At 34.0% G+C, this 20,453-nt stretch carries 9 protein-coding genes; 1 reads left to right on the top strand and 8 read right to left on the bottom strand.

Annotated elements, in window-relative coordinates; genetic code table 11:
• Nucleotides 1–1,322 (bottom strand): phage tail-like protein (locus MODO_RS17925; RefSeq protein WP_059051641.1); only part of this gene is annotated, 1,322 nt, incomplete at its 3' end.
• Nucleotides 1,323–1,870: 548 nt separating this feature from the next.
• Entirely contained in the window at nt 1,871–5,044 is a 3,174-nt protein-coding gene (locus MODO_RS17920; protein ID WP_006258501.1) for a cytochrome c biogenesis protein CcsA, read from the bottom strand.
• A gap of 209 nt (nt 5,045–5,253) precedes the next feature.
• On the opposite strand from MODO_RS17920, the gene MODO_RS17915 reads away from it, so the two are divergent.
• Nucleotides 5,254–6,453 (top strand): pyridoxal phosphate-dependent aminotransferase, encoded by a 1,200-nt coding sequence (locus MODO_RS17915; RefSeq protein ID WP_006258502.1) that lies wholly within the window; start codon nt 5,254–5,256, stop codon nt 6,451–6,453.
• Nucleotides 6,454–7,084: 631 nt separating this feature from the next.
• Here the strand turns inward: MODO_RS17915 and MODO_RS17910 are convergent.
• The 6 genes from MODO_RS17910 to MODO_RS17885 form a co-directional block, all read right to left on the bottom strand.
• Nucleotides 7,085–9,043, bottom strand: a complete 1,959-nt coding sequence (locus MODO_RS17910; protein ID WP_059051639.1) for an OmpA family protein — start codon at nt 9,041–9,043, stop codon at nt 7,085–7,087.
• Nucleotides 9,044–9,058: 15 nt separating this feature from the next.
• Complete coding sequence (locus tag MODO_RS17905; protein WP_006265791.1) at nt 9,059–9,991, bottom strand: PorP/SprF family type IX secretion system membrane protein; 933 nt, start codon at nt 9,989–9,991, stop codon at nt 9,059–9,061.
• A gap of 10 nt (nt 9,992–10,001) precedes the next feature.
• Entirely contained in the window at nt 10,002–11,249 is a 1,248-nt protein-coding gene (locus tag MODO_RS17900; protein ID WP_039330246.1) for a T9SS type B sorting domain-containing protein, read from the bottom strand.
• A gap of 23 nt (nt 11,250–11,272) precedes the next feature.
• Nucleotides 11,273–11,890, bottom strand: coding sequence for a phage tail-like protein (locus MODO_RS17895; protein ID WP_039330248.1), 618 nt, complete (start codon nt 11,888–11,890; stop codon nt 11,273–11,275).
• Between the two features lie 101 nt (nt 11,891–11,991).
• On the bottom strand, nt 11,992–14,127 hold the full coding sequence (locus MODO_RS17890) for a phage tail-like protein (RefSeq protein ID WP_059051637.1): 2,136 nt from the start codon (nt 14,125–14,127) through the stop codon (nt 11,992–11,994).
• Nucleotides 14,128–14,159: 32 nt separating this feature from the next.
• Nucleotides 14,160–20,357: a DUF11 domain-containing protein gene (locus MODO_RS17885; RefSeq protein ID WP_039330252.1), complete on the bottom strand. Its 6,198-nt coding sequence runs from the start codon at nt 20,355–20,357 to the stop codon at nt 14,160–14,162.
• Between the last annotated feature and the right edge of the window lie 96 nt (nt 20,358–20,453).

Below are 20,453 nucleotides of genomic sequence, written 5' to 3'. Positions count from 1 at the left end.
TTGATTAACTCTGTTACTTTATCATTAGTTTTAATCGTTTCGATTATGTTTTCACTAATATCAATTGGTTTTTTTGTAAATGTTCCATCACCATTATCAATTAAATGATATAACACGAATTTACCATCACCTGTAGTGATTTCACCATAGTAAACATTACCTCCTTGAGTCAAATATCTATTTAACTCGTCTTTGATATCTTGATGATTAAATGAATTTTTAACCTCTTCTGTAATATTTAAATAATAATTTACAGGCTGCTGATTAGCATCTAATTCTTCAGATTTGTATTTAAATAGTATTTGACCTTCTTTAAGAGTTCCTAATGTAGCATCTGTATAAGTTCCCTCTTTCCCAGAAGCGTCAACAATCGTTTTCTGAATATTAGTTTTTGTTTCTAAAGTATTGAAATTCACTTCAGTTTTACCATTAGTTTTGTCAATATAGTATAACTTAACTTCATTATTAACTACTTCAGCAAAAACATTCCCTTCAGATTTAGTAATAAATTTATCAATAAACTTACGATTATCATTAAATACTTGTTCTAAGTTAGAACTTACAGTACCTACTACGTCGATTTTAAATCCTGAAGTAAAAGGAATCCCCTTAACTGGGTCATTAATATCTTTAATATCATTTCCAGCAATTAACCAGGCGTTAACTGCATCTTCATTGAAATAGTAATAAGCTTTTACTACTTCAACTTCAGTTTTACCAGTTTCATCATTTGGATCTTTTATTTTATGCATCTCTGCTTTCATAAAAGTTTTAGTCTCAGATAAGGCGATTAACTCAGCAAATGTAATTGCTTTTTGAGTATACCCTCCGCTACCATCAGGAACTAAATAAGAAAACTCTCCTTTACCATTTGCTCCTCCAGTAGGATTAAAAGCAACTAAATAACTTAGGTTAGCACCATCTACTATATTAGTTATCTTTTTTATTTCTGTATCAACATAATTCTTAACTTCATCTATTTTTTGATTTAATACAGATTCTGAAGTAATAAGTTCCCATTTACTTTCTGCAGGAGTCGTAGTATTATTAGTCCAATAATAGAATCCTTTTGCAGCAGTACCTTTATCATTAAAGACCAACATACTTTCAGTTTTAGAATCCCCTTCTAAACCAAATACTTTAACATCATTTAAAGCAACTCTAGGAATCAAGACCCCTTTCTTACTCGCAGCAATATCTAATATTGCACTTTTATTAGGTACTAATGCAGTACCAACCCCCATACCAATAGGATCAGGAGTCTGTGCATACATACCAGCTCCTAGAGCTAACAAAAACAGAGTAGTAATTTTCTTTTTCATGTTTAAAAAAATTTATTTAAAATATTTTACTAATTAATCTGAAGTGATCACATTTTCCCCAAATCGTTAATCAAATCATAACATCCTATATAGACAATAAGCTTTAACCTAAAATCTTAAACAGTTTGTACTACAAAGTTATAAAAAAACGACTTAACAAACATCAAATGTTAAAATTTGATTATTACTCACACAATTTAACCTTATTTAGAAAATATACTACAACAAGAGAAGTTTTTGTATATATATTTAAATTTTACTCAGAAAAGATGTATATAAAACACAAAACAAAACTAAACATTTTAAATATTTCACCTTTAAAAACCACATTAAACAGAAAATTATATTTTTTAAGAAAATTAAAACACTAATTTTTCTAAAATAAAGAAACTATTCACAATATAGTTAATTATACCTATATAATATGTAATACATATCGTAGTTTCTCCTTCTATATCACAATTCTACTCTTGAATCAGATATAAAAACAAAAAAAGCCCAGCTTCTAAAAGAAGCTGGGCTTTAGATTATATTCTACTTAGAGAATACTATTTCTTCAAGTACTTTTTATATTTAATATAAGAGAAGACACTTAATACTATCACAAATCCTAATGACCACCATACAGCAGTAGGTGTGATCACTTTATCTCCTGATGCATAAGAGTGTAATCCACTTAAGTAGAAGTTAACACCGAAGTAAGTCATCATAATTGAATAATACGCTACTACACTGAATACATTATATAACCATGTACCTCGCATAGCAGGCACTAATCTGGCATGGATCACAAAAGCATAAATCATAATACTAATTAATGCCCATGTCTCTTTAGGATCCCATCCCCAGTAGCGTCCCCAGCTCTCATTAGCCCATTGACCTCCTAAGAAGTTACCAATAGTTAATAGAACTAGACCTACCGTTAATGTCATCTCATTAATATAAGTCAACTCCTTAATATTAAGATCCATTTTCTTCTTATTCTTATCATTGGTAAGAATCATTAAGAATAGAGTCACTATTCCTAATATCATACCTAATGTGAATGGACCATAACTACCTACGATAACTGCTACGTGGATAATCAGCCAATATGAATTCAATACTGGTTGTAAATTACCAATCGCAGGATCCATAAAGTTTAGATGTGCTCCCCATAATACTATAGCGGCCACGAATGCTGTTGAAGCAATTGTTAACTCAGACTTACGCCCAAAAATCAACCCAAATAATGTAGTTGCCCATGCCACGTAGATAACTGACTCATACGCATCACTCCATGGAGCGTGCCCTGATACATACCATCTCACAGCTAATCCTAATGTATGGATACCGAATAATAAGACTGTAGCCCAGCTACCAATTTTTATCATCGTCTTATTAATACGTCTTGGTTTTAATATCTCTGATATAATGAAGATGAATAAGAACACAGCAGCTAACATATAGTAACTATATAGTGTCTTAAATATATCGTACTTATTATATTGGATTTCGAAATGAATCTTTTTCTCAGAAGGTATTACAGTTTTACCATAAGCATTCTGATACGTTTTAATACTCTGTAAGAACTCATCTGCCTTCGCATAGTCCCCTGATTGTTTTGCCTCAAATAACGCTGGAACATACATTCTAGGCAATATGCTCTTCGTGAATGTAGAATCCATTCCTTTAAGACCAGCCTCGTTTAATTCTAATGGAGATACCCATTTATCATTATCGTGACCAGGTATAGGGAATATCGTAAGGCTACGTGTAGTGAATGCTGCATTCAATAGAGCCATCTTAGAATCCAAATCTAAATAGTCTTTCTCAAACTGATTTTTAACAGCAGAGTGATTAGCATCTTCTACTACTTTTGCTAATCTATAATTACCATTTTCATCAAAGAAATCAATAAACGCCGCATACTTAGCACCTTTAGGCAGCTTTAATGCCTCTAGTATTTTATCATTCCCTCTAGGTAGTTTTATCAATTCTGCATAATACCAGTAGTTAGGTGCTCCTTGTAATTGTTGAGCTACTGTGAACTGAGTCATCGATAGAAACACCTGATCAGGATTTAATCCTTTATAGTTTTCTCCTTTATATACTTTACGCAATAATTCTGAAGCAAAAGTATTCACTGGTTTCATACGACCACCAAAGTCCTGAATAACCAATTCTCCGAATCTTGCTGCATGTTCTTTATCTACAGCAGTACTCTTGATCAGCGAATCTATCACTACCTGATTAGGACGTGTAGGTGTCTCGTGATTATGTTGTGCGAATGCTCCTACTGATAAGAACAAGAACAACATCGTAAGTATAGAAGCTTTCTTCTCTCTAACTTTATCTAATTTTCGTTTCAAATCACCAAATCTTGTATTCTTATCGAATAAGATTACTATTAATCCTACATATAGTAAGAAGTACCCTATATAAGTAATCCACGTTCCCCAGAAGTCATGGTTCACAGATAGGATAGTTCCTTTCTCATCTCTATCGAACTCTGCCTGGAAGAATCGGTATCCTTTATAATCTAGAATATTGTTCATATAGATACGTGCATCGAAGTTCTCTGCTCCGTCTAATACAGTCACCTGACTTTCGAATGAAGCATAGCTACTCTCTGTACCAGGATATTTCTCAGCAATGAATTTATTTAACTTGATTTGGAACGGTGTAGTATACACTTTACTACCATACATCATCGTAAACTCTAAGTCACCTAGTTTAAATGACTGAGGTTCTCCCATTCTTCCTGCTTTACCCATTAGCGTTACTTCCTCCTCTTTTCCTTGAGAACGAACAGTAAGAACTAAAGCATCCGTATTTCTTTTATTCTTAAAGTCACCATCAGACTCTAGAACCATCTTTCCTTTAATAGGCATTTCTGGAATAACGAACTGTGTTCCTGCCATATTATATAATGATCTAAAGTTCAGAGGAGCTTTTGTACCAGCTACTACATCACCTGTCGCCTGTGTTGCCATCACCATATACGTTCCTCCAAAAGGTGTATCTAAAAAGAACTCATCCCCTTCTTTTGTGATATTGATTGCTCCATCAGTAGGCTTATTCAATGAGAATAATACATTGTGGATACTCACAACTTTTCCTTCTTCTAAGAAATGTTCATGACGATCTCCATCACCAGACTCTACTAATTTTAAGAACATTTTTCCATTAGGATCTTCTGCTATTGCCTCAGTAGCTCCCATGATAAAATCTTTATACTCTATCTCGTAATCGATACCATTAAAGTCTTCTCTTACTTTAAAGTGATTATTCGTCACAGGAGAGAATAATATTGGTCTCTCATACGTACGTCTACGTTGTTCCCCTTCATACTCACCATCTGTCATAACAGTAAGGAAAGTTTTATCAGAAAAAATACTATCTGCCGTCTCCCCTTCTCTAATAGGCATCATTCCCTCGAAACTAATATAACGAGTAATGAAAGCTCCTAATAAAATTAAAATAAAAGCCGCATGCAGTAGTAATGTCGCCCACTTCTCCTTGCTCAGTAGTCTGTATTTCTTAATATTTCCTATAAAGTTAATCAAGAAAACAAACATAATAAACTCGAACCATTTAGTATTATATATTAAAATACGGGCAGTAGTTGTGTTATAACGATCTTCGATGAAGGTTCCTAGAGCTAATGCTACAGCATAAACTATAAAAAGAACCGCCATTAACCGTGTCGAAGAAAAAAAAGATATTATTTTTTTATCCATGAGTTGTTAATATGTTGTTTTAATAGTGCAACAAAAATAACCAAAAAGCCCAGTAATTCAGTATATTTAACTTAATATTTAGTAATCAATTTGTTGCAAATTTTTGCATAAAATAAGTTACATTTGCGATAGTAATATTCTAGAGGATTATTGATTTCTAATCCAATATTGATTTAGAGAGTTACTATGTTTATTTAAATTTCAAAACTATGCCAAAGATTTCAAACAAAGGGCTTCAAATGCCTGAATCACCTATCAGAAAATTAGTCCCTTTTGCAGAGGTAGCAAAGCAAAAAGGACACCATGTATACCACTTAAATATAGGACAACCTGATATTAAAACACCTGAAGGAGCTCTTAAAGCTGTAAAAGAAGCTAACTTCGAAGTATTAGAATATAGCCACTCTGCAGGAATCGAAAGTTATAGAATAAAGTTAGCTAAACACTATCAAGACCAAAATCTTAATGTAGATGTAGCAGATATTATCGTTACTACTGGTGGATCTGAAGCATTATTATTCGCTTTAGGAAGTACAATGGACCAAGGTGACGAAATCATCATCCCTGAGCCATTCTATGCTAACTATAATGGATTCTCTACTTCTAATGGAGTAAACATCGTACCTGTAATGTCTTCTATCAATGATGGATTTGCATTACCTGCTATATCAGAATTCGAAAAACTAATCACTCCTAAGACCAAAGCGATCTTAATCTGTAATCCTGGTAATCCTACTGGTTATTTATATTCAGAACAAGAGATGAAACAGTTAACAGATCTAGTGGTTAAACACGATCTATTCTTAATCGCTGATGAAGTATATAGAGAGTTCGCTTATGATGGATATAAGCATATCTCTGTGATGAGCATCCCAGAATTAGCGAATCACGCGATCATGATTGACTCTGTATCTAAGCGTTACAGTATGTGTGGTGCTCGTATAGGATGTATCGTTTCTAAAAACAAAGAGCTTATGGCTGCAGCAATGAAATTTGCTCAGGCGCGTCTATCTCCTCCTACTTTTGAACAAATCGCTGCTGAGGCTGCTCTAGACACTCCTAAATCTTACTTCGATGAAGTAATCACGGAGTACAAAGAGAGAAGAGATGTATTCATCACTGCGCTTCAACAGATAGAAGGTGTTCAAGTGACTATGCCACATGGTTCTTTCTACTGTGTAGCTAAGTTCCCTATTAAGAATGCTGATAACTTCGCTAAATGGTTATTAGAAGAGTATGACCTAAATGGAGAGACTGTAATGATCGCTCCTGCTGCAGGATTCTACTCTACACCAGGTGTAGGATTAAACGAAGCTCGTATGGCTTATGTTCTTAAAAAAGAAGACTTAATCCGCTCAGCTGAGATCTTAAAACAAGCTCTTAAAGTATACCAAACAATAGAAAAATAATCAATCTATTATCTATATGAAAACCACCTCTAAACAGGTGGTTTTTTTGTTGAAATAGTATATGAGATAATCATCACCCTATCTTCGAATCCTATTTCATTCTGTTGTGAATAATTCTTATCTCTTTTTTTCATTTTTAATGAGTTATGACGTACTTACCTAGTGTAAAAGACGTTTTATACCCTCTTTTTTTGATATTTATCCTTCATATCATCCATTTACACTTCTTTTTGAAAAAAAGTATAGTGTTTTTTTCCTTAAAAAAAAGCCTCTAAAAAAACATAAACATCTAACTATAAAAACATTAAATATAGAACACTTCAAAAATAGATAATACACGAATACCTCTCTATCCTAGTATATACAAGCCTTTGTCTGAATTCCTTCAACACTTCTTCAACAATACGACAAGATTGCTCTAGTTCAAGCCTGTTTTCTTGAAGAAGTCTTGAAGAGATCTTGTAGCGGTATTGAAGGGAGAGTACTGAAGAATAGAATTACAAAACAACCTCACTCTAATAGGGCTATAGAATCATTCCTTTCTGTCCGTTCTATGACATTTGACTAAAAAAGTAAAAAGCCAGTCTGTCATCACAAACTGGCTTTTTTAAAATTACTAACCGAAACAGTGTTATTCTATATTCAGAATAATAAACTCACTTCTTCTATTTTCTTGATGCTCTTTAATAGTACATGGTACTTTATTAGCACATTTATTAACTAACTGTGATTCTCCATACCCTTTACCCTTGATACGATCTTCTTCTATTCCTTGTTTTACCATCCAAGCTATCGTTGATTTAGCTCTTCGGTCAGACAACTTCATATTATAAGCATCATTACCTCTACTATCTGTATGCGAACGCACATCTATCTTCAGTTTAGGATACATATTAAGCACTTCTACTACCTTCGCTAGCTCTACTGCTGCATCAGGTCGAATAGTCGCTTTATCAAAGTCAAAATAGATAGGATCTAACTTCAATTTCTTAAATAAATCATCATCTTTCTCTATTTTTTCAACTATAGGATCTAGTCCTATATCCACCGTCTTAGATACATTAAACTCTCGTCCTAATACCGTAGATACCTCTGCTGTCAAAAACTTATCTGCACTAGCCTTTAATCTAAACTTATAATTACAGTCTAAAGCTTCTGTAAGATAATATCCCTTCGCATCTGTAGTGATCGTAGCTAGTTCTTTATACGCATTATCATATAATACTACTGTGGCATTCGCTATCGGTTCTTTTGTACTCGTATTGAACACCTTTCCTTCTATCTGCTGCTTACAGTCTACTACTTGGAAGAAATAAATATCATCACTTCCTACTCCTCCCTCACGATTAGAACTGATAAATCCTTTTCTATTTTTATCATTGATATAGAATGCAAAGTCATCTGAAGAACTGTTAATAGGAGCACCTACACTCGCTACCTTACCGAAGGTATTATCCACATTTAGCTTAGCCATATATACGTCTAACCCTCCTAGCCCTGGACGTCCATCTGATGAGAAGTAGAGATAGTTATCCTTAGAGATAAAAGGGAATGTCTCACGCCCTTCTGTATTAATTCTAGCCCCTAAGTTCTCAGGGGTACCATAGCTTCCGTCTTCTTCTATAAAGACTCTATAGATATCAGACTCTCCTAGTGTACCACTTCTATCAGAAGCAAAGTATAACCATCTCTCATCTGGAGATAAAGCAGGATGAGCAGTATTAAAATTATCTGAGTTAAATGGTAACTCTACAGCTTCTGTCCATACTCCATCTTCATTTAAAGTAGATTTATATAACTTCAATAAGATGTAATAATCTTCATTGTGAACTTTCTTTTTCTTCTTAAAGTTATTACTCGTGAAGTACATCGTCTTACCATCTTTAGTAAAAATAGCTGATGCTACGTTGACCTTTGCATTTCCAAACTTATCCAAAGGCTCAGGCTCGCTAAAACTACCGTCTTTACTGATCACCGTACTGTATAGAGTAGTGAATGCTTCATTAGTCCACTTATGTACTCTACCTCCATGTTCTGTTTCTCTAGCAGATGCAAAAACTAATTGGTCTCCTAAGATACTCGATCCATAGTCAGAATACACACTATTAATAGGCAGTACTTTCAGATCATAACGCTGTATCATGGCATTAATCTCCTTTAAGTAAGTATCTTTCTTTTCTTCGAATAATATACCTCTACTGTCGCTCTTCTCTAATTCAGCAAAGCGACTTACATACTCATCTGCCTTTTTATAATCCTCTATAGAACGCAGCGTCTGCGCATATCTATAGTAGTACTCTGATGGTAGTTTATGTCCTTCTTGTTCTGCAAAAATAAATAACTCTTCGTACCACTTATGAGCAGTCTTTAGCTCACCTTTAAAGTAATAAGCATCTGCTAACTTAGTAAGTGTATTAACACTTTTGTACCCTTTATTTATAATTTTCTCATAGATTTCGATCGCATTGACATACTCATAGTAGTCAAAGCTCTTATCCGCTTTTTTCTCCTTACTAGTCTGAGCTACTGCCCCTACCGTTATTAAGAAAAAAGAGGCTATTGAGAAAAACTTAATAACCTTCTTTTTCATACTTTATAGTTTTCGTTAAAAGAATCTTGGTGTATTCATACGAGTGCGATTATTAAACAAATCGAATCTTAGGAATATCTCATGAGATCCAGAGTTGTAATTCGCTAACTTAGTCGTATCTGCATCATAAGAATATCCTACGAATAAGTTATCATTCACTTGGAATCCTGCTAATGCACTAACTGATGCATCCCAACGATATGCTGCTCCTACAGTAAACTTGTCTATAATTAAGAAGTTAGCTGTCAGATCCATCTGTAATGGTGCCCCAGAAACTGCCTTCGCTAAGAAAGCTGGTTTAAACTTCAAACTAGGGTTTAGTTCAAACACATATCCTCCCATTAAGTAGAAGTGCGCTTTCTGACGCATCGTCGTCACCTCGTTATCATCGTAGCGATCTGTAGTCAAAAAGTTAGGTACAGACAATCCTAAATATGACTTCTCAGAATATAGATACAGACCTGCCCCTATATTAGGTGAGAATTGATTATCTATATTCGTCATCGCTACAGGGTCTTTTCCACTATAGATATTAAGACGAGTATAATCTACATTCAGTAAGTTAGCCGTAGCTTTTAAACCAAATGCTAATTTATAGTCTTGATTAACATCGATAGCATACGATAGGTCTACAGAGATATTATTCTCATCCATCGCTCCTATACGATCATTCATATAGTTCACCCCTAATCCTAATCCTGAATCTCCTAGAGGTGTACTCACCGACAGATTAGCTGTCTTAGGCGCTCCATCTAAACCAACCCACTGTGTACGGTAGTTACCGAAAATACTTAGGTTACCTCTAGTACCTGCATAAGCAGGGTTAATATTAGAGGTATTATACATATACTGTGTGTACTGTGGGTCTTGTTGTGCTTGCATTTGTTGTGCTCCTAACAAGGTTAACATACACACACTTATATTTCTTATTGTTCTATTAATTGTCATTCGTAAAATCTTAGTTGTTGTCTAAATGTAGATACCCTGATTTTCTAATTGTATGTGCTTCGCTAGCATTTCTGTATTCATAGCTAATCACATAATAATAAGTTCCTGTAGGTAGTTTCTCTCCAGAGTTAACTGTAACACGTCCATCAGAATACCCTCTGAATACGTTATTATTACTGTCATAATTAGAAGTCTCATAAACCTTCACTCCCCAACGGTTATAGATCTCAACTTTATTATTAGGGAAACGATTAATATTATCAATTAAGAAGAAATCATTCTCTCCATCTCCATTAGGCGTTACTAGATTATAGATCACTACGTCTCCATCTAATATCAAATCTGTATTCACAGTACCTAATGTAAAGAATCCGTATCCACGTACAGATGTAGGTGTAGTCACTGTCTTATTATCGACATCTACGATACCTCCCTCATCTACCCAAAGCTGATCCTTAGCATCCCAACGAAGAATACGTAAGTTCTTCTCTGGAGTCTTTAATAACTCTGCTGGAGTAGTATCTGCATGCCAACCTAATGTCAAGATAACATCGCTCTTCGCATTAGAGTTACGGTCTACTAGCCAATACTCTCTTTCGTTTACTAACTCTACTATACCAGACTTATGCTTATGAGAAGTAAAGAAGTTCTTATCATCTAAATTATACCTCCCTACGAAAATGTCTTTTTCTTCTTTAGGCGCTGTAATCGTAGCGTTTCGATAATACTTCTTATCTCCAATAGGGAACACAAACTCGTTGTTTCCTTCCTTGTCTACAGTTCCTTGGATATAGCTATTATCACTTGCATTAACTGCCGTTGCGTCTTTTAAGAATGTAAATGACCCGTCTTTCTCATCTACATTGACAATACCGTCTTGGAAGTCTACTTTACCCTGTACTACCACATCATTAATAACATTAAATGCAATATTATCCGCTGTGTTATTTAGTACTACATTGTTAAACTTACTGATACTGTTACCTGATACAGTCTGTTGTTTATCACTTTTAAAAATAGTAGTTCCTTGTGCTAGTTTCCCTTTATAATCAAAGAAAGCACCGTTGTTTATAATATCATTATAGACATATAGCGTACCGTTATTTTTAAAGTCCGCCTCATCTGTATTCTCTAAGGCATAATGTGTAGACATTATCCCTTCTGGGCTTACATATAGCCCTCCCTTGTTTACTGTCTGTGCCATAGTAGCTATAGAGCACAAGCCAGAAACTACTAAGAGTGTTCTTTTCTTAACCATAGTGAATCACTTTTACTAGTTAGTTATTTTACCACGAATACGATATTCATGATAGAAGTAGGAGTACCATTACCAATAATCTTGTAAGTCATTACTCCATTATCATCTATAACGATATCTGAAAACACAGCAGAATCAAAGTCTGTAACATAGTAGTATAAATCACTAGCTGCTGGAAAATGAGGAATAACAGCTGGTGCGCTAGTACTCTTTACTGCATTTCCGCTCTGCATAGTGAACTGCTTTTTATACTCTTCGTATAGTTCTTTTGTACCATCTCCAAGAACACTCGTATCAAAAGTGATCGTAGGCATATAGAAGAACTTCACAGCTTTATTGTCTGTTGTTACCATCTGTTGCCATTTCGAACCATCGTTATAATAAAACCCCGGCACAACATCCGCTACAGTAGCTGTATTATACACCGTCATCCCGCTTACGTGAGCACTTAGAGGATTTGCTTTCGTAGTTTCAGTTAACGCAACACGAGGTAAAAGAAGACCTTTATTCTCTGCTTCTAATTCTAAGATAGCATTCGTGTTTACATCTGGGTTAGATTTACCAACAACACCGATCTTAGTCTGAGCAAAACCAGCTGTTGCAAGAAATGATATGGCTATACTTAAATATATTTTTTTCATAATGTGAGTTTGATTTAATAAAAGGGAGAGGCCGTTATTGTGAGTTGGCTTTAGCCTCTCCCTTTCTGAAAAGAATTAATTGTTGTTTGTTGTTTTTTAAATTATGGTTGAGTTGTAGGCTTTACCTCTTTACCTAGGTACTCTACTACAACTTCGTAAGTATCTTTTGGTAAAGCTGTATAGATATTTCCTACACCGATATTAAAGTCGATCTTAGTACCTGATACCACAACATCTTTTGTTGATTCTGTAACTACTACACCTGCTTTTAGTACTTTGATAGATAACACACCATTGATAGCGTTATCACCTGTAGCATTCTCTAATGTTACTCCTTCAGTTCTAGCAGATTCTCCATTTGCTTTAGTACTTCCTTTAGCTAATAATACTTGACGTCCATTATAGATATTCCCTGTGAATACGATATCTCCTTCGTTTGTGATATTATCTCCTAAAGCTTGTTTAATTACCTCTTTATAATCGTTGATAATCTTTAATAAAAATGAAGCTGGTAATTCAATAGGAGTCTTCACTTCTTTACCATTTACAATTTTCATTGTATAGAATACATTATCTGTAGCTGCATCATTATCATGATCACCGAAGTACACGTTACCACCTTGGTTTAAGATATTAGTCAATGCATTCTTCACTTCTTCATTGTTGTTAATAGAAGAGATAATATCTGCCGTCATATTGATGAATTGCTCCCCTTTATCTTCATTATTATACTTATAGAAGATTTCTCCTTTCTTAACATTATCTTGTACTGGTGCTACTACAGCTTCATAGATAGATAATGTCTTATCTGCTGTAGCTTCTGCTCTAAGGATATTAGTCTTAGTTTCTACTGAAGCAACAAGATCTGTTAGGTTGATAGTTTTGTACTCATTTGCAGTATTGTCCCAGTACTGTAGTACCCAATTTGGTTTTGTTGAATCAGTACTGATATTCTTATAGATAACATTACCTTCTGAGAACTGAGTGATGTACTGCAAGTACTCTTCTACAGATGTAAAGTTCATATCTTTTCCTCCTACTTGGATAGTGATATTTCCTTTAGTCGTTAAGATCTCTTCGATATTATTAATCACTCCACCTACTACATCTACATGAATAGCTCCAGCTGGAACTGCAGTCCATTTAGTCACATCTAATTCTCCTCCTCCTACAATATATGCTTCTGATAAATAGTATTGTTTATTTTCATAAGTAACAATAGTAGTTTTAGACTCCGTTTCTGCTACTAAATCACGTAAAACAATAGTCTCATATTTTCCTGTAGCTTTATCATAGTATTGGAATACCCAGTTAGGGTTAGTAGTATCTCCTAAATTTTTATAGATTACATTACCATCAGCAGACTGAGAGATATACTGTAAATACTCTTCTACAGTTGTGAAAGTTTTATCTCCATCTTTTGTAGTTACAGTGATTGTAGTAGGTGCTTCTAAGATTTCTTTGAAGTTGTTTACTACAGTTCCTTTAACGTCAATCTTGATAGCTCCTTTTGTATTTCCATCTAACTTATCAAGTATATCTTTAATCTTAGCTGGATCGGTTTCTTTATCAATAGCTTCTACAATCGTTTTTTCGTTGAAATATACATAGCCAGTTGTTTTACCATTTGCGTCTTTGATGTCTTTAAAGAAAGTATTAGTTTCTACTCCTTGTACCATCTTAGTAATGTCAATCTGATTAGTCGTATACTTTCCATTATCATAAGTCACATAGAACATTTCTTTAGTCTCAGGATTATAAACAATCGTAGTATGCTTTTCAGTAACTACTGGATTTCCTTTATCATCCTTATTATCAGGGTTAGACGGTAATATGTAGTTCACTACTGCTTGAAGATTCTTAACGTCACTTTCTAATTTAGTAGTGATATTCGTAATATTATCACCTAAATTCTTAATTACAGTATCTAACTCTTCTTTCCCTACTATTCTATTCCATTTAGCACCATCCCAGTAGTAAAAACCTGTAGGTACTTGATTCTTTACTTCTGTTTTATTAAATACTAATAAGCTAGTACTCTCAGCAACCTTACCAGCCATTTGGAATTCTGTTGTATTTTTTAATGCAACACGAGGAATCAAAATACCTTTATTTCCTGCCTTAGCTACGATGTCTAATTCTGCAGAAGTAGCAGGGTCCGGCGTACCGATCCCTACTTGTGCGTTTGCGAAATATGTTGTTCCTAATAATACCGCTAATAATGTGATTTTTTTCATATCTTTTTATATATAAATATTGTTGTTTCTAATTATTTGATTTTGTGTGTGATATTCAAGTTTGTCTTGACAGAACAATTTTTCACATTCACTTTAACTGGGATACGTGGCCCTAATGGACAACCACTTCTAACATTCTGAATCCAGATGGTTTGTTCACCTTGTGACAATCCTTTTAAGTAGAATTCGAACGGAGTTACTTCTGTTAATTGGTCTGATCCTGTTTCTGAAGTATATATCTCATATGTAGTACAAGCATCTATCATAGATAACTTTAACATCCCATAATTACATACATCAATGACTTCATCTTCTTTTACTCCTGTACCAATCGTAGGTACAATATTCACATCATAGATACGTGTAAAATCTCCTAATACTCCTACAACACTACCATAAGAGATTTTTACTCTGTCATATGGTTGTTCATCATATGGAGCAACAATAACTTTATGCTTATTACCATACCCTAAACCTAATAACTTAAGTCCTAATACGTCCAATCCTCCTTCTAATTTAGGCCCTACTTTTTTATCACCCAAATAACGTTGGATACTATATCCCTTAATCAATTCTAAACTTAAAATAGGGTTACCTGGAATCTCTGTAATGATATGTAATTCATCACCAGGCATAGCTTGTTGCTTAAATACAACAGTCAATGAAGCTTCATTTAATACTGCTACTCCACGAGATATTAATGCATAAGTATCAGGTTTATTATCAACCGCATTCCAAGGGTTAGTAACTGAGGCAGTAGCACTTGCTACACCTAAACCAAGATCTTGTACCCCATGAAGTACATCTAATACACCTGAGTTTATGTTAGTCGCTACAGGTGCGCAACTAATATTACCTGATTTAGAATAATATACTCCATATACTTTTGAGATTTGAGCAAGACCTAATAAAGAACCTTGAGAAACTCTAACTCCCTTAAATGCTTTTGGTTTACCAGAAGAAGTAGGAACAAATGTATACTCGATCACATTATCTGCTGCTAATAAATCAAGTAGTCCACCTTGTACCGATTTTAACGTTCCAATAGGTTTGTCATTTTCATCTAATCCCTGTACAGATAATCCTCCAGCTAACATTAAACCACTGTATTGTTTTCCTAACTTAATAGTCACAGGTGTTCCTGCAGGCACTACTTCATCAAAATATATGTTTTGCCATGTAGTACCTATTCCTAATAAACCTAACCCTGTTACTATTTCAGAATAAGTAGTAGGATTACCATCTATTGCGTTGGTTTTATTCGCAATTCCCCCAGTTATTATAGATCCCCAAGTTGTCTTGTCCTTTGCATAAACTCTTTCTATCTGAGGAGGACAATTGTTAGAATCTAATACAGTGATAATAATATTCTCCGCTGTAGAACATCCATTTAAGTCTGCTACTACAGTGTAAGTATAAATACCAGGTACAGCAAAAGTGATTTCTGTTTCATTAAATAACTCACCTTTTTCGTTATACCATGTTACTGTTCCATTCTTACTAGTCACTTTAGGTAACTTAATAGCGACATTTACTTTAGTGATAATTCTTTGATCACCTTCGATAGATAATTCAGCTGCTTCTTTTACCTTAACAGTGAAAGCGTCTGACTCTTGAGAATAGCAAATTCCATTAGAAACTATAACACTATAATCCCCTCCAGTATTAACTTCTATCGAATGGCCGAAACGAACTGGTTGTCCTTTTTCATCCTCAGCTTCGATTAATACACCATTAAGGAACCATTGATATTCAGTTGCTCCTTCTATAGTTGATAATGTAGTTAAAGTACCTTCACATATATCAGCTTGAGTACTTGACACAACAGGTTTCGCTGGACTTACTAAAGTTTTAACTTCTACTTCAGCTGGTGTTCCATTAAAACAATACCCAAGTCCCTCTACAGTCACATAAAACTTAGTAGTACTCGCTATAGTTGTTTTGACTTCCTGACCTACTAATGGCATATCTGATAAATCAGCATTCTTATACCATTTAAATATTGGGTTCTTTAAATCTTTAGGGGCTAGATTTGTTAATGCTGCTTTTAATACAAATTCTGTATACGCACATACATCTGCTACCTGTTCTACAACAATGCTATTTTCAAAAATATCGTTACAATTACTAGCTAACTCAAATACAACTTCTTTTGTTTTAATTGTATTATCTGGTAATGTATAGATAGAAATGACCTTATTTGAAATTTTATTTGTTGTAGGTAATCCGATTACTTTAGTTCTAACTACGTAAGTTTCTTTTTGACCTACATTTAACTGAGCGATAACATAACTAATAGTACTGTTCTGAATCACACCTGATCCTACCTCTACAATTTCTATTTCTGAACCTAGAACATTACCTAGAACATCGTTAAGTAAAACATTTCTTAATGCTTTATTCCCTTTATTCTCTACTGAGATAGTATATGTTATCTCATCACCAAGCTGTGCTTGATTACTAATCTTTCCATTACTTGATCCTACTTTAGATAATTCGATATCATAAAGAGGGTCAACAACTAATACAGTGCCCGGTTTTTCGCTTGTATTTGGGGCTTTAGGGTCTTTATTGTCAATAGCTGGATAAGTATTTACTCCTTTATCTGTCTCATCAACTTTTACTACCGCAATATTTCTAATTTGAGAAATCCCTTCTAAATCTGTATTTACTCTAGCTTTAAAACTAAATGTAACTACACCATCTACTACTAAAACATCTTCTTTTTTGAATGTAACTACACCATTACTGTGAGTCCCACCAGAAGTCCATGTTAACCCAGCAGGTAATCTGTCTTCTATTAATAAAGTCGGTACATCAGCAGCACCTACATTTTTAACATGAATAATATACTCTACTTCTTCTCCACCAGTAACTTTTTGAACTGTTGAATCACCATTCACTTTATAAGACTTCCAACTAACAAGATCTTGATTTAAAGATTGACAGCTTCTTTCTACGCTGTATAAATTAATTGGAGGAAACACAGATACATTTAACACACTCTTAAGTCCGATAGATATACGATCGTACTCAACACCAGGTGTGTATGGTAAATTAACTATATCTCCTTTATTAATTAAGTCTAAAACATTAATACCATTAATTAAACCACTAGATAAATCAAGCGTATTAACTACTTTATCTCCTAAATATGCTTTAATCTCTAATCTACCTAACACATTAAGATCTACTCCTCCTGACTCTGTTCTAAATTTGATATTAGTAACATCATCTTTATCAGAAACTGAGTTAAAGAATACCCACTGTTTTACACTTCCTGCCACATTAAGCGTTCCTAAACTAATACGTGAATAGTTAGTCGTATTAGAGTCTATAGCACGCTCTGGATACTCAACACCTGCTCCAGATAAATCATTAACTGTTAAGGCTAATCCAGTAAAGTCAAATGATGTAGCAAAAGCATCAACACAAGAATCAGCATTACCTTCATAACACATATTATACACATTCATAGAAGTAGCTGGGGCTAATATGCCTAATAAACTCTCGTTTCTATCTGTGATCTTAACTGATTTATAATCTTTAGTCGGTGTTATAGCTAAATAAGTGCGTCCTAGCTTATCACTTACCACTCTTATTTCTCCATTTTTGAATGTTGTTGCTATACCTCTACTGTTACCTTCTAACACAACACCATTCTCATCTTTCACTTCTATTTCGAAAAAATGATCACCTAAAACAATATTATTTAATAGTCCACTTACAATGTTACCTAAACTACCTCCTAATAAACCTTTTAATATCCCCTTATCATAATCAAAACGAATATAAGAGGTCGTACCAGCCTTCACAATGTGGTCATAACCAACTTCAACAAAACCAGCTCTTTTATTTCCTCCTAATAAAATTCCCGCATCAGAGTTAATCGTCGCGAATGAATCAAAATTCCCATTAAAAATATTAGAGATATCATCTACATACTTACTTCCTAACAACTCAGTAGCACATATAGAAGAAACAAAAGGGCTTTCGGTCATTGGATCAATACATACATCATTAATACGTTTCACATTATACAAACGAATAGCAGGTGTTACTCCAAGATTAAGTAATGTAACTGTAGAAATCTCAACTCTGTCAAAAGCTTCTACACTTGTATCAAAAACTAAAGACTGAACTCCACCAGACTGCAATAGACCTAATAAATCAAGGTTATTTAATAATCCCTGTTTCAAAGTAAACTCTTGTTTCTTAGTACTACCTAAGTAAGTAGTCACTTTATAAGAACCTAATAAATCTAATGAAAGTACACTATTAGGGTTAAACTGTACTCTCACTTCTAATTTATCACCATTAGAAGATGGTTTAGGAAAGTAAATAACTTGTTTTACTCCTGTACCTACAGCTAGAGTACCAGAACTAATCTCTGAATAATTAGATGAATTACCACTTATAGCATGATAAGGATTCTTAACACCTGCTTCATTTAAACTAGCAATACTCAAATTTAACCCTGCTTGATTATATGAAGTAAACTGAGCAGGATAACATGGATCTGAACCAATCTCACGACACATATTATATACCTTTAACATACGTTGTTCTCCTGTTGGTAATCCTGTTACTTTATTGGTTATACGTATACTATTATATTCAGTTGTTGGTGTAACTGCTAAATAATAGCGACCTATCTTATCCTGTACTAGTGATACTACTCCATTAGTAGTTCCTTCAAAACCACTTATACTTGAGCTTTTCGATACAGATACACCATTACTAAAGGCTTCTACTTCAAAATAGTGATCTCCTAACAATAAACCTGCAACACCATCAACTAGCTTGCCTAAAGTTCCTCCTAATAAAGCTTCTAATACATCTTTATCAGAATCAATTCGAATATAGGAAGTTGTATGCGCAGCTACTTTTTGGTTATATGCTAATTCTATCATTCCTGAAGAAGGTAAAGCAGACAATAAAGAACCATTATTAGCATATAAAGTAGCAAATGTTTCATTATTACCATCTATAGCATTTGTAACAAAATCAACATTTTTAAAATCCTTTAAAACTGTAGCACAAGCTGCTATATCAAAAGGAGATTCTGTCGGAGCAGGAACTATAATATTAGGATTAGGGCATTTAGCTGTATCAAAGCGTTCAATATCATAAATACGCAGTCCATCGCTTAACAACCCAACATTTAATGTATTGTTTGCTCTTAGTTCTATTCTGTCAAACGCTTTTCCCGGTGCAAATGTCAAAGTCTTTTTTCCAGGTGTCTTTAATAATCCTAAGAGATTTACACCATTAAGCAACCCTCCTTCTAGAGACTTAGTATATACTTCCTTATCTCCATTATATGCTCTTAATTCGATAGCGCTTAACAAATCTAAACTAAGTAATCCCTTTGGTGACTCTATGGTTAAATTAACAGTAGTAGCTTCATTAGAACTAGTAGGAAAATAAAAAAACTGAGAGATATACCCCCCCACTCCAACATTTACTGCACCATCCCTTTTTAACAAAGAATAAGTATTTTCTTTTCCATCTATAGCTTCATAGAATTTATTTTGTAATAAACCTCCTAATAAATCTATTTCAATACCTGCTGAATCAAATGAAGTTCCTATAGGTCTACTACAGCTCCCTCCATCTTCTTTTACATAATAAGTATCGTAAACATCTAATAACTTATCACCTGTTAAACCCAATAAAGCTGTACTACTATTACCTACAGTCATACGATCAAATGATTGATCTAACTGAAATGCAATCATGTACTCTCCATCCTTATCTTGGATTAATTTAGCCTGTTTAGTTCCAAAACCATCTACTGATTTTACTTCAAGAACTTTATTATTGCCATTATAAGCACTAACATCAAATCTGTGACTTCCTAACAATAGTTCATTCAAAAGGCCTGATAATAATTTACCTACTGAACCACCTAATAAACCATTAAGTAATTCATTGTTTTCCATCCCTATTTTTATATAGGTTTGTTTACCTTTTGGCACTGCATTAGGGAATTTGTACTCTAAGAATCCGCTCTTCTTACCTAGCATTAATGCACCTGGATGTGCATGTAGTGTACCTTTACTTGCCAAATTCCCATCAGTTGCATACCTAGGATTATCAACATTCTTATCACTTATAAGATCTGTTGCATAAATCTTAGTCTGCCCCAAGGACTGTACTAAAGGAACGAACAGGACGAGCAAAAGCAGTAACCTCTTCCATAGAGAAAAAGTAGTTTTTTGTTTCATTTGTTGTTTGTTAATTGTGTTTTATAAAATATTACTTAGTACACGACAAAATTATTAAACAGTTGATTTTAAGAGAAATAAAGGAAAGGATTATTT

It is taken from the genome of Myroides odoratimimus, assembly GCF_001485415.1.
GTDB classification, from domain to species: Bacteria; Bacteroidota; Bacteroidia; order Flavobacteriales; family Flavobacteriaceae; genus Flavobacterium; species Flavobacterium odoratimimum.
Note: the sequence above shows the minus strand (reverse complement) of the source record. Positions and strands in the feature narration are given on the sequence as shown.

Bases quoted from the DNA above. Each gene is read 5' to 3' on its own strand.
- MODO_RS17920 (WP_006258501.1), bottom strand. From the start codon at position 5,044: ATGGATAAAAAAATAATATCTTTTTTTTCTTCGACACGGTTAATGGCG.
- MODO_RS17915 (WP_006258502.1), top strand. From the start codon at position 5,254: ATGCCAAAGATTTCAAACAAAGGGCTTCAAATGCCTGAATCACCTATC.
- MODO_RS17910 (WP_059051639.1), bottom strand. From the start codon at position 9,043: ATGAAAAAGAAGGTTATTAAGTTTTTCTCAATAGCCTCTTTTTTCTTA.
- MODO_RS17905 (WP_006265791.1), bottom strand. From the start codon at position 9,991: ATGACAATTAATAGAACAATAAGAAATATAAGTGTGTGTATGTTAACC.
- MODO_RS17900 (WP_039330246.1), bottom strand. From the start codon at position 11,249: ATGGTTAAGAAAAGAACACTCTTAGTAGTTTCTGGCTTGTGCTCTATA.
- MODO_RS17895 (WP_039330248.1), bottom strand. From the start codon at position 11,890: ATGAAAAAAATATATTTAAGTATAGCCATATCATTTCTTGCAACAGCT.
- MODO_RS17890 (WP_059051637.1), bottom strand. From the start codon at position 14,127: ATGAAAAAAATCACATTATTAGCGGTATTATTAGGAACAACATATTTC.
- MODO_RS17885 (WP_039330252.1), bottom strand. From the start codon at position 20,357: ATGAAACAAAAAACTACTTTTTCTCTATGGAAGAGGTTACTGCTTTTG.